This is a genomic window from Caballeronia sp. INML1 (assembly GCF_023631085.1).
Taxonomy (GTDB): domain Bacteria; phylum Pseudomonadota; class Gammaproteobacteria; order Burkholderiales; family Burkholderiaceae; genus Caballeronia; species Caballeronia turbans.
The window spans coordinates 31,096-44,248 of the sequence record NZ_JALQDT010000030.1; the positions used below are offsets into that span (position 1 = coordinate 31,096).

Here is a 13,153-nt window from a genome sequence, read left to right on the forward strand (position 1 = left end):
ACGGCACGGCTGAATGCGCGTCAGGCGCTCGTCCGCACGTGCTTTGAGAACCAATGAAAAAAGCCCTCTTACGAGGGCTTTATCTGTCTGCGGCCTTCAAAACTCACTGAAGAACGCCGCAACCGGATTCATGCGTGATTACGCACCGAAATTCTTGGCGGCGAAATCCCAGTTCACGATGTTCCAATAAGCCTCGATGAACTTCGGACGGGCATTGCGATAGTCGATGTAGTAAGCATGCTCCCACACGTCGATGGTCACGAGCGGCTTCGCGTCGGTCGTGAGCGGCGTGGCGGCGTTGCTCGTCGACACGATATCCACCGTGCCGTCGGTCTTCTTCACGAGCCAGGTCCAGCCCGAGCCGAACGTGCCGGTCGCGACCTTCGCGAATTCTTCCTTGAACTTGTCGTAGGAACCGTACTTTGCGTTGATCGCATCGGCCAGCGCGCCGGTCGGCGCACCGCCGCCCTTCGGCGACAGGCTGTTCCAGAAGAACGTGTGATTCCACACCTGCGCCGAGTTATTGAAGACGCCGCCCGACGACTTCTTCACGATTTCTTCCAGCGGCAGGTTCTCGAATTCGGTGCCGGGGATCAGCTTGTTCAGGTTCGTCACATAGGTCTGGTGGTGCTTGCCATAGTGATACTCGAGCGTTTCTTCCGACATGTGCGGAGCGAGCGCGTTCTTGTCGAACGGCAGCGGCGGGAGCGTATGTTCCATGATGCGAGCTTCCTTTCTATGTGGATTGTGGGAATGTGAGGATGAGGCAGTGGAGCAATGGATTGTAGGCGAGTTGGGATAACCCAGCAAACCGTGTGCCCTTTATGAGCAAGATTGCTTTCTATATGCCTCGGGCGGCGTAAAAAGTGCTCTTACGAGCCTCTCCGGGCACGTCAAATGTACGCCGATTTTGCGTCTCGCGTCGTGCTCAGAATTCGTCCGACAGACGCGGCTGAACATCAGCGAGCAACACGTCCGCGGACCCTTGCGCGAGATGCACCGTGAGCGGCCGCCTCGGTTTCAACGCGTTCGGCGCACGCACGGCGCGGCCGGATTGCGCATCGATCAATGCGGCATAGCCGCGTTCCAGTGTGCGCTGCGGACTGAGCACCTGCAAGCGCGCCGCCAGTTCCGAGACGCACGCTTTCTCCCGCTCCGCGCGTCGCTGATGCGCGCCGCCGATCCGCTGTGCAAGTCGCAGCAAATGCTCGCGTTCAGTCGATACGTCCGGACGCTTGCGCTGCCAGCGGTAATGCACCAGCGCGAAATGCGCGCGCGCGTCGCGTACGGGTCGCGCGCCTGCCGCTGCGAGACGGCTCGCCAGTTGCCGCAGATGCGCCCGCTGCCGCGCGAGCCGCTCCGCGGGACTGACGAGCCTGCGCGCGAGCCAGTCGAGTTGCTGCGCGCGCCGCTCCATCGTCCGGCCGAAGCTGCGCGCGAGCGCCGCATGGCGATGATCCAACTCGCGCAACAACAGCACGCGCTGCGGGCTGACGAGTTCGGCGGCGGCGGTCGGTGTCGGGGCGCGCACGTCGGCGGCGAAATCGGCGATGGTGAAATCCGTTTCATGGCCGACGCCGCTCACCACGGGCAACTCGCTCGCCGCGATCGCGCGGGCGAGCACTTCTTCGTTGAACGCCCACAGATCCTCGATCGAGCCGCCGCCGCGACACACGATGAGCACATCGACTTCGCGACGCGCGTTCGCGGCCTCGACCATCGCCGCGAGCTTCACGCCGACGCCCGCGCCTTGCACCGGCGCGGGATAGACGACCACCGGCACATGCGGCGCACGACGCGCGAGCGTCGTGAGCACGTCGCGCAAGGCGGCTGCCTGCAACGACGTCACGATGCCGATGCCACGCGGATGCGCGGGCAGCGCCCGCTTGCGTTCAGCCGCAAAGAGTCCTTCGCTTTCGAGTTGCGCCTTCAGCCGCAGGAACGCCTCATAAAGCCGGCCCTGCCCCGTGCGCCGCACCGCTTCCACGTTGAGTTGCAGCTCGCCGCGCGGCTCGTACATCGTGACGAGCGCGCGCACCTCGATCTTGTCACCCTCGCGCGGCATGAACTCGGCATATTGCGCGCGGCCGCGGAACATCACGCAGCGCATCTGCGCGTTCGCGTCCTTGATCGAAAAGTACCAGTGGCCGCTTGCCGCACGCGTGAAGTTCGACACCTCGCCCGACACCCAGACGAGCGGAAACGACCGTTCGAGCATCGAGCTGATCGCGCGATTGAGCACGGAAACGGGGATGACGGCATCGCCGCTTTGCGACGACAGGGAATCGGGAGTCATGTCTGGATGAGAAAAATGCCTTGGGCCGCAGCTGCTGTGTCCGATGGACAAACGGCGCCAATCGAGGTACGCAAGTGTAACAAGTGTCCACACAGAAATACTTACCGCCAGCCGCGCCGCGGTGTCGCCGAAAGCCCGTCACTGCATATCAAGTATCTGTTTTTATAGCGATTTGTTTTCGTGAACACTCTCATTCCCGGAGCAACTCTTTCCTTACGCGGTTTCGCGCTCGCCGCGTCGCAAGTTCTTCACAGACTTATCCACAGGCGCCTGAAGCGAGCCGAGCCGAATTCTCATACGTGCGGGCGACTGGCGCCCACGGCTCACGCGCGCTAGAGTGCCGGGTTCCAGCACCGGCTGGCGCGGCCGGGTCTCATTCGTCCCGAGCCGCGACTCGCCGGGCATCGTCCAACGCCGACCGTATTCGAGGAGCTGCCGTTGCACGCCATGCCGTACCCGACCTGCCGCCCGCCAGCGTTTCGCGCGAAGGCGGTCCATGTCTGATTTCAAGCCGCCGATCGAGAACTTCCTCGCCCGCGAATGGCGCCGCCGCGGTCCGGTCGCCTGGGCGCTGACGCCCTTCGCCTGCATCTTCGGTGCGATCGCAGCCGCGCGGCGCGCCTGCTACGAACTCGGCTGGATAAAGCGCGTCGATGTCGGCGTGCCGGTGGTCGTCGTGGGCAACGTGACCGTCGGCGGAACGGGCAAGACGCCGACTGTCATCGCGCTCGTCGAGGCATTGCGCGCCGCAGGGTTTCAGCCGGGCGTGGTCTCGCGCGGCTACGGCGCGAAGGTCGCGAAGCCCACGGGCGTCACGCCGTCCTCCGCCGCCGCCCAAGTCGGCGACGAGCCGCTCCTGATCGCGCGACGCACGCACGCGCCGGTGTTCGTCTGCCCCGATCGCGTCGCCGCTGCGCGAGCGCTGCTAGAGGCGCATCCGAACGTCGATGTCCTCGTCTCCGACGACGGCCTGCAGCACTACCGCCTCGCTCGCGCGTTCGAGCTCGTCGTGTTCGATGCGCGTCTCGGCGGCAACGGCTTTCTGCTGCCCGCGGGTCCGCTTCGCGAACCGATGTCCCGCCGCCGGGACGCCACGCTCATCAACAGCCCGTACGAACGCACGCTGCCGCCGTGGCCGGACACGTTCGCGCTCGAACTCGAATCCGGCGACGCGTGGCTGCTCGACGATCCGCATCAGCGCCGCCCGCTCCATCAGTTCGCGGGCGAGAAAGTGGTCGCCGCGGCGGGCATCGGGTCGCCGGAGCGATTCTTCGCGACGTTGGGCGCGGCGGGCATCGTGCCCGCGACGCGCGCGTTCCCCGATCACTATTCGTATCGCGAGAATCCGTTCGCGGGCGTCGAAGCCGATGCGATCCTGATCACCGAAAAGGATGCAGTAAAATTTGGGGCCTGGCGCGACGCACGCATCTGGGTCGTTCCGGTGCAAGCCGTGCTGAGACCGCGCCTCATCGCTCTTGTTGTGGAGAAACTCCGTGGACGCACGTCTGCTTGAAATCCTCGTTTGCCCGATCTGCAAAGGCCCGCTCAGTTACGATCGCGCGGCGCAGGAACTCGTCTGCAGCGCCGACAAGCTCGCCTATCCGATCCGCGACGGCATTCCCGTGATGCTCGTCGACGAAGCGCGCCAGACCGTCGAGGGCACGCCCGTCGAGCCGATCAAGCCGAACGGCGACGCCTGAGTGCGCTGACATGTCCGTTCCGTTCATCGCGGTCATTCCGGCGCGTCTTGCTTCCACCCGCCTGCCGAACAAACCGCTCGCCGATATCGGCGGCAAGCCGATGGTCGTGCGCGTCGCCGAGCGCGCGCGCGAATCCGGCGCGAGCCAGGTGCTCGTCGCCACCGATTCCGATCGCGTGGTCGAAGCCGTGCGCGATCACGGTATCGAAGTGATGATGACGCGCTCGGATCATCCCACCGGCACGGACCGTCTCGCCGAAGTGGCGACGCGCCTCGGCTGGGACGATGACGCGATCGTCGTCAACGTGCAGGGCGACGAGCCGCTCATCGATCCGCAACTCGTGCGCGATGTCGCCGCGCACCTGTCGGCGCATCCCGGGTGTGCGATCGCGACGGCCGCGCATCCGATCCACGATCCCGCAGACGTATTCAATCCGAACGTGGTGAAAGTCGTGCTCGATGCGAAGAGCGTCGCGCTCTACTTCTCGCGCGCGCCGATTCCGTGGACGCGCGATGTCTGGCAGCCGCACTGGCCGGATGTCGCCGCGCTGGCAAAGCTGCCTTCCGTGCCGGAGAACGTGCTGCGCCACATCGGGCTTTACGCGTATCGCGCGAAGTTTCTCCGCGACTTCCCGACGCTTGCGCAAGCGCCGATCGAAGCCGCCGAAGCGCTCGAGCAACTGCGCGCGCTGTGGCACGGTGAGCGCATCGCGGTGCGCGTGACGCAGGACGCGCCGCCGCCCGGCGTCGATACACCAGCCGATCTCGAGCGCGTACAGGCGCTCTTCCCCACAGCCGACTGAGCGCCGCCGCACAACCCGTGTAAACCCCGCCGACGCCCAATTGGCGGGGTTTGTGGCGTTTTCTATCCGCGTTATTACGGTCGCGATCGTAAAGAGCCGTGGCATAATCAAGCGATTGCGCGAGCCTTCCGGTCAGCGCCACGCTCAACGTTGCGCCGCTGTCCGCAGGTGCCCGCCGTCTCCCTTTCGGCCGCGCGCCCTGTCGTCGACGCCGCACGAGCCAAGCACCGGATGTCAAATCAGCCTCGCGGCTTGAAGCGGTTTATAGACGATTCGGAGAGATCACCATGCGTTTGATCCTGTTGGGCGCACCCGGTGCGGGCAAGGGCACCCAGGCAAACTTCATCAAGGAGAAATTTGGCATTCCGCAGATTTCGACCGGCGACATGCTGCGCGCAGCCGTCAAGGCAGGCTCGCCGCTCGGCGTCGAGGCGAAGCGCTACATGGACGCGGGCGAACTGGTGCCGGATTCGCTCATCATCAATCTCGTGAAGGAACGCCTGCAGGCGGACGACTGCAAGAACGGCTATCTGTTCGACGGCTTCCCGCGCACGCTGCCGCAAGCCGAAGCCATGAAGGATGCCGGCGTCGCGATCGACTACGTGCTCGAGATCGATGTTCCCTTCGACGAGATCATCACCCGCATGAGCGGTCGCCGCGTGCATGCGGCATCGGGACGCACGTATCACGTCAAGTTCAATCCGCCGAAAGTCGACATGACCGACGACGTCACCGGCGAGCCGCTGATTCAGCGCGACGACGACAAGGAAGAGACCGTGAAGAAGCGTCTCGAGGTGTACGTCGCGCAGACCAAGCCGCTGATCGCGTACTACAACGACTGGGCGAAGACCGGCGAAGCGCCGAACGGCCTGAAGGCGCCGGCGTATCGCAAGATCTCGGGTCTCGGCACCGTCGATGAAATCCGCACGCGTGTGTTCGACGCGCTGAAGTAAAGCGCGCGAGGCATCACGCCAGGAAAAACCCGCTCTCGACGAGCGGGTTTTTTTACGCCCTCGCGTATGAATTCGCATGACCATCGTGCGAATTTGCAGCATGCGGCTTCGCTACAATCGACGCGTTTCCCACGAGGACGACATCGGCGCGAGCGGCCTGTACCCGGGCCCTCGCACGCACGAATCACATAAAGGAGAAGAATCATGGAGATGCAAGGCAATGTCTTTCTGATTACCGGCGGCGCGTCGGGACTCGGCGCGGCAACGGCGCGGGTGATCGCGGCGCAAGGCGGCAAGGTCGTGCTCGCCGACATGAACGAAGCGGCGGGCGAAGCGCTCGCGAAAGAGCTGTCCGGCGCGTTCGTCAAATGCGACGTGAGCCAGGAAAGCGATGGTCAGCGCGCCGTCGATACCGCGTCGAGCCTCGGCACGTTGCGCGGTCTCGTGAACTGCGCGGGCATCGCGCCGGCGGCGAAGACGGTCGGTCGCGACGGTCCGCATGCGCTCGACCTGTTCTCGAAAGTCGTTGCGGTCAACCTCATCGGCACCTTCAACATGATCCGGCTCGCGGCCGCCGTGATGTCGAAGAACGAAACCAACGATGCGGGCGAGCGCGGCGTGATAGTGAACACGGCGTCGGTCGCGGCATATGACGGGCAGATCGGCCAGGCGGCCTATGCGGCGTCCAAGAGCGGCGTGGCGGGCATGACGCTGCCGATCGCGCGCGATCTGAGCAAGAGCGGCATCCGCGTGATGACGATCGCGCCGGGGCTGTTCGAAACGCCGATGCTGCTCGGCATGCCGAAGGAAGTGCAGGACGCGCTCGGCGCGATGGTGCCGTTCCCGCCGCGTCTCGGAAAGCCGGACGAATACGCCATGCTCGTCAAGCAGATCTTCGATAACCCGATGCTCAATGGCGAAGTGATCCGTCTCGACGGCGCGATCCGCATGCAGCCGAAATGACGCTTCGGATGTGAAAACGGCGGGCTTCTTTCGAAGTCCGCCGTCCGCGTTCAGTCGCCGTTGTGCTGCGTGCGCTGCCGCAGCTCATGCAGCTCGGTTTCGACGACCGTCGCGTCCTCGGCATCCGGGCGCATCTCGATGTAACGCTGCAAATCTTCGAGCGCCGGCCGCAGATAATCCAGACGCGCATACGCGAAGCCACGATCGCGTACTTCCTCGATGCTGTTCGGCAATGCGATCACGAGCCGCTGCTGAACCGCGAGCAGACGCTGCCAGCGTTCCGTCTGCAAGTAGACGCCCTTCAGATTCCGCAGCATGCGCGCGACGATCTCGCGCCGCGTCGCGGGTTGCAACAGCACGCGCAGCGCGCTGCCGATCGATTCGCCCACGCGCTGCACATACGGCTCCAGCATCTCGACCATCTGCGCTTCGGAAAGCGTCTGACCGGTAGTCGGATCGAGCATCAGATCGTGGCCCGGCGTGGCGACGCGCAGCAGGAAATGCCCCGGAAACGACACGCCGCGCACCGGCAATCCGAGTTGCTCGGCCATTTCCAGATAGACCACCGCGAGCGAAATCGGAATGCCGCGACGCCGGCGCAGCACCACGTTCAGATGGCTGTTGTCGGGATCGTAGTAATCGTTGAGATTGCTGGAAAAACCCAGCTCGCGAAAGAAGTATCGATTGAGCGCATCGACTTTCTGCTTGACGCTTGCGTCCTCGGGCATGCGGCGGCGGGCGCGCACGACGAGTTCGTCGATCTCCGCGAGCGCGGCCTGCATGTCGAGATCGGGATACGCGTCCTGCGCGAGCGACAAAGCCGCTTCCGTGAGCGGAAGGCTGTCGTCATCCGCCATCAGCGAAGAAAAGTAGTCGAGGATACGCGTTGTCGTCATCAAAGCGTGCGTCTCTTGAAATAGGCGTACTTGAAGCCCATCGCGGACAGAATACCGAAATATAGCGCGGCGAACACGACGAGACTCGCGCCGAGCAGCGCGATGCGCAGGAACGGCGTCGCGCGCATGCCGATCCAGTCGAAATTGATCGTCACCCAATGCATCGCGCCCGCAAGAATCAGGCAAGCGCCGATCAGTTGCACGAAAAAGCGCAGCCAGCCCGGCGACGGCTGGTAGATCTTGCGGCGGCGCAGGCCCGCGAACAACAGGAGCGCGTTGGCGAGCGCACCGAGGCCGATCGAGAGCGTCAGACCCGCATGCGAAAAAATCGGCACGAAGATGTAGTTGCTCACCTGCGTCATGATCAGCACGAAGACCGCGATCTTCACCGGCGTCTTGATGTCCTGCTTCGCATAGAAACCCGGCGCGAGAATCTTGATGAGGATGAGCCCGATCAGCCCGATCCCGTACGCCGCCAGCGCGCGGCCGACCATCACGACGGAATGGCTGTCGAACTTGCCATAGTGAAAGAGCGTCGCGGTGAGCGGCTCGGCGAAGAAGAAGAGCGCGATCGCGCTCGGCGCGGCCAGCAGGAACGTGATGCGCAGGCCCCAGTCGAGCAGCGCGGAGTATTCGTCGTTGTCGGCGTCGACGTGCGCTTTCGAGAGGCTCGGCAGCAGGATCGTGCCCAGCGCCGCGCCCAGCAGCGCGGTGGGAAATTCCATCAGGCGGTCGGCGTAGTTGATCCACGACACGGCGCCCGCCCCGATGTTCGACGCGATATTCGTGTTGATGATGAGGCTCAACTGCCCGACCGACACCGCGAACATGGCCGGGACCATCTTCAGCAGCACCCGCTTGACGCCCGGATGCGCGAGCGCGCGCCTGAAGTTCAACCCGACGCGCGGCGTCATGTCGATCTTCTTCAGGCCGGGCAGTTGCACGAGCAATTGCAGAACGCCGCCGACGATCACCGCGTAGGCGAGCGCGTAGACCGGCACCTTCAAATGCGGCGCCACGAACACCGCCGCGAAAATAAACGCGACGTTCAAGAGCACGGGGGCGAACGCGGGTAGCGAAAACTGCTTGTACGTGTTGAGCACGCCGGAGGCGAGCGTCGTCATCGAAATGAGGACGATGTACGGGAACATGATGCGCGTCATCTCGACGGCAAGCGTGTATCCGATGCCTTCGTGCCGGAGCCCGGACGCCACCGCATAGACGACCCAGCTCGCGCCCGCCATGCCGGCCAGCGACAGCACGACGAGAAACCACGTGAGCACGGTCGACATCGCGTCGACGAGCGCCTTGGTCGGATCGTGGCCCTTGCTGTTCTTGAACTCGGCAAGGATCGGGACGAACGCCTGCGCGAACGCACCTTCCGCGGAGAGGCGCCTCAGCAGGTTGGGGATGCGGAACGCGACATAGAACGCGTCGGTATAGAGACTGGCGCCGAAAGCTCGGGCGATCAGCGTTTCGCGGATCAGGCCGGTCACGCGCGACAGCAGCGTGAAGCCGCTGACCGTCAGGAGGGCTCGGAATAGATTCATGGGGCGCTTATTATACGGGCCACGTGCGGCGCGCCCATCAGACTGCGCTTGCTGCTGGCGGCCAATGGCGAAGGATTGACCAATTGCATCAAATCGCCCGGCGGCGGCGCAATCCACGCCGCGCTTGTCACGTCTCATATTCCCTTGCTATAATTTCCGGTTTCGAAGCTCCAAAAATCTGTTGGATTGCGTAGCTTCGCGTCTTTTCCGGCCCTGGCCGGCGATGTTTTAGAGGTTCTCGGGCAATCGTTCCCGGGATTTCAGATCAAAAGGCAGCGCGCTCGAGTGCCCGCGTCAGGGCTTTTCAAGGCCTTCGTCGGCCGCGCGCGCCGGACAAGTAACAGCAGAAACAGGACAAGGAAACCGTCATGGCAAATTCCGCTCAAGCTCGTAAGCGCGCCCGTCAGGCCGCCAAAGCAAACTCGCACAACTCGGCGCTGCGCTCGAAGTTCCGCACGGCCATCAAGGCAGTTCGCAAGGCTATCGACGCCGGCGATCAGGCCAAGGCCGCCGAAGTGTTCAAGTCGTCGGTCAAGACGATGGACATCATCGCGGACAAGAAGATCGTCCACAAGAACAAGGCCGCTCGCCACAAGAGCCGCCTGGCTGCAGCCATCAAGGGCCTGCAGGCCCCCGCTGCCCAGTAATTCCGGCTCGCTTCTGGCGGGCGCTCTCCGGTCATCATGAGTTTTCGTTGACGGAGCGTTCGCCGAAGCAGCTTCCTGTTTCCGCTGCGCAGTAACGAAAAAGCCCGCTTCGGCGGGCTTTTTTGCGTCTGCTCATACTTCGATGTTTCAGGGCTGTTGCTGCTGAGTCTGCGTGCCGTGATGCGGCGGCAGCTCGCACGCCTCGGTCACGAGCAGGTCATTGTCCTTTGCGAAGTTCAGCACGAAGTCGAAGGCCATCGGCTCGATGTCGCGCAGGCGCGAATCGACGATCACGACCTTGATGTCGCCGATCATCGTCGGACGCACGTAGATGGAATATTGCAGACGGGCGTTGGGCCCTTTCGCCTTGGGGCCGAATCCCGACATCACACCGCACAGGCGCTCGGACCAGTCGCTCGGCCGAAACTTCCTCCCGTTCTTGGTGATGCCCTGTATGAAGTATTCGGTAGGAGATGTTTCAGCCATGTAGAAATACCTTTTGACGGCCGGTGACGCGCACCGGGACGCACATGCCTGACGCAGGGAACCGCAATGGCAGGCGCAGGAAGCGCGCCGGGCGGTTTCGCGCGAGTCGATTCCGTTGGAACCGTCCGCGCCCGCGGCAAGAATGGCGGACTCGACAGCACTGGGCCATCCACCGCGAAATCGAAACGCGCAAAGTTACGCCGACCGGATTCTTGGAACCCTTCGCCGCAGATGCGCGTGAAACGGTGCTGAATGTTGCAGAACTGTTGAAACGAGCGAGCGCAATTATACAGCAGCGACCTCTTTTCCGCAGCGCACACAGACATCGGGCGCGTCCATTAGGGGCACTACGAAGTCATGGGTACGGCTTGCGCGCTCGCCATCGTCCTTTTGCCCAGCCTCGTCAAACATCGCAAAATCCTTTATGCTCAAATGCGATACCACTCACGACGGCGGCGCCGTCCGGCCCTGACGCCTGTTGGCGAAGCGGCCGGTTCGAAGCCGCCGCTTGCGTTTCATGACCGCCAAAAAAATTCGCCACTATCTTCAGTTCAAGGATTTTTCGCTCGACGACTACGAGTACGTGCTCGAACGCGCGCGCATCCTGAAGCGCAAGTTCAAGAACTACGAGACCTATCATCCCCTGCACGACCGCACGCTCGCGATGATCTTCGAGAAGAGTTCGACGCGCACGCGTCTCTCCTTCGAAGCGGGCATTTTCCAGCTCGGCGGCCACGCTGTCTTCATGAACACGCGCGACACGCAACTCGGCCGCGGCGAGCCGATCGAGGATTCGGCGCAGGTCATCTCGCGCATGGTCGACATCATCATGATCCGCACGTTCGGCCAGGACATCATCCAGCGCTTCGCCGAAAGCTCGCGGGTGCCGGTCATCAACGGGCTGACGAACGAATATCACCCGTGTCAGGTGCTCGCTGACATCTTCACGTTTTACGAGCATCGCGGTCCGATTCACGGCAAGACTGTCGCGTGGGTCGGCGACGCGAACAACATGCTCTACACATGGATCGAGGCCGCGCACATCCTCGGCTTCAAGTTGCGTCTCGCGACGCCGCTGGGCTACAAGCTCGATCCCGCGCTCGTCGCCGAGGAAAGTAAGCCGTTTTACGAGGAGTTCGACGATCCGAACGAAGCGTGTGCGGGCGCCGATCTCGTCACGACGGACGTCTGGACGAGCATGGGCTTCGAAGCCGAGAACGACGCGCGCATGAAGGCGTTCGCCGACTATTGCGTCGATGCGGAAATGATGGCGCGTGCCAATCCCGACGCGCTCTTCATGCACTGCCTGCCCGCGCATCGCGGCGAGGAAGTGAGCGCGGAAGTGATCGACGGCCCGCAGAGCGTGGTCTGGGACGAGGCGGAGAACCGTCTTCACGTCCAGAAGGCGCTGATGGAGTATCTCCTGCTCGGCAAGCTCAATCACTGAGCGGATACCGGGCAAAATTGGCGCCATCGATGATGAGCCGCGACGCCCGAAATGACGGAAGCGCGGCTTTTTTGCTTTAAAAAAGCGTTTTTTCCGCGCACTTCGATCACACGCAGGAAAAGGTCAACGGCTGGGTGCGCTGGAAGCTCTACGAGGGCAGCGTGTCGGTCGTCTCGCGCGATTCGAAGGAAACGCTGTTCGACAAGACCATCGCCCCTGCGCATGCGCATCGCGGAAAACGCACGCCACAAGCGCAGCGCGTAATTCGCCGGTCGCTGAATGTGAAAAAACCGCCGCACTTTCGTCCGGCGGTTTTGTCTGCGCATCGGGAATCAAAGGCAGACCGGTTCCATCTCCAGATCGACGCCGAAGCGCGCGAGCACATCGCGCTTGATGGCTTCGGCGAGTTCCAGCACTTGCGCGCCCGTCGCGCCGCCGCGATTCACGAGAACGAGCGCCTGACGGTCATGCACCGCAGCCCCGCCGATGCCGCGCCCTTTCCAGCCGCATTGGTCGATCAGCCAGCCCGCCGCGAGTTTCACTTGTCCATCCGCCTGGCTGTATGAAACGACGCCGGGTTCGCGCTGTTTCAGCGTCTCGAATGCCGTCGCGCTCACGACGGGATTCTTAAAGAAGCTGCCCGCATTGCCGAGCACGGTCCAATCGGGCAGCTTGGCGCGGCGCACGGCGACGACCGCATCGAAAATAGCCTTTGCATCCGGTTTCGCCGCGGCTTCGAGCGCGCGCGCGACATCGGCATAGTCGGCGCGCGGCGTCCACGCTTTCGACAACCTGAATACCACCGACGTGATCATGAAGCGCCCGCGCCCTGCCCGCTTGAAGAAGCTGTCGCGATAACCGAAGGCGCACGCGGCGCGATCGAAGTCCGCACGTTCGCCGGTCGCGAGTTCGACCGCGCTGAGCCGCTCGAAGCGCTCGCCCATTTCGAGCCCGTAAGCGCCGATGTTCTGAATCGGCGCCGCGCCGACCGTGCCCGGAATCAACGCGAGGTTTTCGAGGCCCGGCATGCCGTGTGCCAGCGTCCAGGCGACGAACCCATGCCAGTTCTCGCCCGCGCCGGCTTCGACGAGCCACGCATCGTCGTCTTCGCCGATCAAGCGTTTCCCGGTGATGCCGACGATCAGCGCGACGCCGTCGAAATCGCGCGTCAGCACGATATTGCTGCCGCCGCCGAGCACGAGTTGCGGCATGTTCGCGATGCGAGGATCGGTGGCGAGCGCGACGGCCGCGTCGACGGAATCGATGTGCATCGCATGACGCGCGCGCGCATCGAAGCCGAACGTGTTGTGGACGAGCAGAGAGAAATCGGAGAGAAGCTGGAGCGACATGAGCGAGGCGCGTCGGTAGAATGACGACAGGTCCGTGATTATAGCGATTGCGCGAGCCGCGCTT

Annotated in this window: 13 protein-coding genes and 1 pseudogene; 8 read left to right on the forward strand and 6 right to left on the reverse strand. The window is 63.4% G+C overall.

Going from position 1 to position 13,153, the window contains the following annotated elements; all coding sequences use genetic code 11:
- Nucleotides 1-138: 138 nt before the first annotated feature.
- Together NCR38_RS10790 and xseA are read right to left on the reverse strand one after the other, a co-directional pair.
- A complete protein-coding gene (locus NCR38_RS10790; protein ID WP_061119383.1) occupies nucleotides 139-720 on the reverse strand; it encodes a superoxide dismutase in 582 nt (193 codons plus the stop codon).
- 208 nt (nucleotides 721-928) lie between these two features.
- The gene (gene xseA / locus NCR38_RS10795; RefSeq protein WP_061119384.1) at nucleotides 929-2,296 is read right to left on the reverse strand and encodes an exodeoxyribonuclease VII large subunit; all 1,368 of its coding nucleotides are present in this window, start codon (nucleotides 2,294-2,296) and stop codon (nucleotides 929-931) included.
- Between the two features lie 496 nt (nucleotides 2,297-2,792).
- Between xseA and lpxK the strand changes: the two genes are divergently transcribed.
- From lpxK to NCR38_RS10820, 5 genes are all read left to right on the forward strand, one after another.
- A complete protein-coding gene (gene lpxK, locus NCR38_RS10800) occupies nucleotides 2,793-3,809 on the forward strand; it encodes a tetraacyldisaccharide 4'-kinase (protein ID WP_250477038.1) in 1,017 nt (338 codons plus the stop codon).
- Entirely contained in the window at nucleotides 3,790-3,996 is a 207-nt protein-coding gene (locus NCR38_RS10805) for a Trm112 family protein (protein ID WP_061119386.1), read from the forward strand. The genes lpxK and NCR38_RS10805 overlap by 20 nt, the downstream gene beginning before the upstream one ends.
- A gap of 10 nt (nucleotides 3,997-4,006) precedes the next feature.
- The gene (kdsB, locus tag NCR38_RS10810) at nucleotides 4,007-4,798 is read left to right on the forward strand and encodes a 3-deoxy-manno-octulosonate cytidylyltransferase (RefSeq protein ID WP_250477039.1); all 792 of its coding nucleotides are present in this window, start codon (nucleotides 4,007-4,009) and stop codon (nucleotides 4,796-4,798) included.
- 287 nt (nucleotides 4,799-5,085) lie between these two features.
- Complete coding sequence (adk, locus tag NCR38_RS10815) at nucleotides 5,086-5,751, forward strand: adenylate kinase (RefSeq protein ID WP_061119388.1); 666 nt, start codon at nucleotides 5,086-5,088, stop codon at nucleotides 5,749-5,751.
- Between the two features lie 204 nt (nucleotides 5,752-5,955).
- Entirely contained in the window at nucleotides 5,956-6,714 is a 759-nt protein-coding gene (locus NCR38_RS10820) for a 3-hydroxyacyl-CoA dehydrogenase (protein WP_061119389.1), read from the forward strand.
- 50 nt (nucleotides 6,715-6,764) lie between these two features.
- On the opposite strand, the gene NCR38_RS10825 is transcribed toward NCR38_RS10820, so the two are convergent.
- Nucleotides 6,765-7,610, reverse strand: a complete 846-nt coding sequence (locus tag NCR38_RS10825) for a SirB1 family protein (RefSeq protein WP_061119390.1) — start codon at nucleotides 7,608-7,610, stop codon at nucleotides 6,765-6,767.
- Complete coding sequence (gene murJ / locus NCR38_RS10830; protein WP_061119391.1) at nucleotides 7,610-9,160, reverse strand: murein biosynthesis integral membrane protein MurJ; 1,551 nt, start codon at nucleotides 9,158-9,160, stop codon at nucleotides 7,610-7,612. Before murJ ends, NCR38_RS10825 begins: the two co-directional genes overlap by 1 nt.
- A 368-nt stretch (nucleotides 9,161-9,528) precedes the next feature.
- Here murJ and rpsT point away from each other — a divergent pair, with 368 nt between their 5' ends.
- Nucleotides 9,529-9,807, forward strand: coding sequence for a 30S ribosomal protein S20 (gene rpsT / locus NCR38_RS10835; protein ID WP_061119392.1), 279 nt, complete (start codon nucleotides 9,529-9,531; stop codon nucleotides 9,805-9,807).
- A gap of 147 nt (nucleotides 9,808-9,954) precedes the next feature.
- Here rpsT and NCR38_RS10840 read toward each other — a convergent pair whose 3' ends face one another.
- Nucleotides 9,955-10,293, reverse strand: a complete 339-nt coding sequence (locus NCR38_RS10840) for a DUF3579 domain-containing protein (RefSeq protein ID WP_061119393.1) — start codon at nucleotides 10,291-10,293, stop codon at nucleotides 9,955-9,957.
- A gap of 517 nt (nucleotides 10,294-10,810) precedes the next feature.
- Here NCR38_RS10840 and argF point away from each other — a divergent pair.
- A complete protein-coding gene (gene argF, locus NCR38_RS10845) occupies nucleotides 10,811-11,740 on the forward strand; it encodes an ornithine carbamoyltransferase (RefSeq protein WP_061119394.1) in 930 nt (309 codons plus the stop codon).
- A 104-nt stretch (nucleotides 11,741-11,844) separates the two neighbouring features.
- Nucleotides 11,845-12,004 (forward strand): annotated as a pseudogene (locus NCR38_RS10850) (argininosuccinate synthase); the annotation flags it as partial.
- A 68-nt stretch (nucleotides 12,005-12,072) separates the two neighbouring features.
- Here the strand turns inward: NCR38_RS10850 and murB are convergent.
- The gene (gene murB, locus NCR38_RS10855; RefSeq protein ID WP_250477040.1) at nucleotides 12,073-13,089 is read right to left on the reverse strand and encodes a UDP-N-acetylmuramate dehydrogenase; all 1,017 of its coding nucleotides are present in this window, start codon (nucleotides 13,087-13,089) and stop codon (nucleotides 12,073-12,075) included.
- Nucleotides 13,090-13,153: the final 64 nt, after the last annotated feature.

Excerpts from the sequence above, each read along its gene's own strand:
- NCR38_RS10790 (WP_061119383.1), bottom strand. The coding sequence starts at position 720 with ATGGAACATACGCTCCCGCCGCTGCCGTTCGACAAGAACGCGCTCGCT.
- NCR38_RS10825 (WP_061119390.1), bottom strand. The coding sequence starts at position 7,610 with ATGACGACAACGCGTATCCTCGACTACTTTTCTTCGCTGATGGCGGAT.
- NCR38_RS10820 (WP_061119389.1), top strand. The coding sequence starts at position 5,956 with ATGGAGATGCAAGGCAATGTCTTTCTGATTACCGGCGGCGCGTCGGGA.
- lpxK (WP_250477038.1), top strand. The coding sequence starts at position 2,793 with ATGTCTGATTTCAAGCCGCCGATCGAGAACTTCCTCGCCCGCGAATGG.
- murJ (WP_061119391.1), bottom strand. The coding sequence starts at position 9,160 with ATGAATCTATTCCGAGCCCTCCTGACGGTCAGCGGCTTCACGCTGCTG.
- adk (WP_061119388.1), top strand. The coding sequence starts at position 5,086 with ATGCGTTTGATCCTGTTGGGCGCACCCGGTGCGGGCAAGGGCACCCAG.
- murB (WP_250477040.1), bottom strand. The coding sequence starts at position 13,089 with ATGTCGCTCCAGCTTCTCTCCGATTTCTCTCTGCTCGTCCACAACACG.
- argF (WP_061119394.1), top strand. The coding sequence starts at position 10,811 with ATGACCGCCAAAAAAATTCGCCACTATCTTCAGTTCAAGGATTTTTCG.
- kdsB (WP_250477039.1), top strand. The coding sequence starts at position 4,007 with ATGTCCGTTCCGTTCATCGCGGTCATTCCGGCGCGTCTTGCTTCCACC.
- rpsT (WP_061119392.1), top strand. The coding sequence starts at position 9,529 with ATGGCAAATTCCGCTCAAGCTCGTAAGCGCGCCCGTCAGGCCGCCAAA.
- NCR38_RS10840 (WP_061119393.1), bottom strand. The coding sequence starts at position 10,293 with ATGGCTGAAACATCTCCTACCGAATACTTCATACAGGGCATCACCAAG.
- xseA (WP_061119384.1), bottom strand. The coding sequence starts at position 2,296 with ATGACTCCCGATTCCCTGTCGTCGCAAAGCGGCGATGCCGTCATCCCC.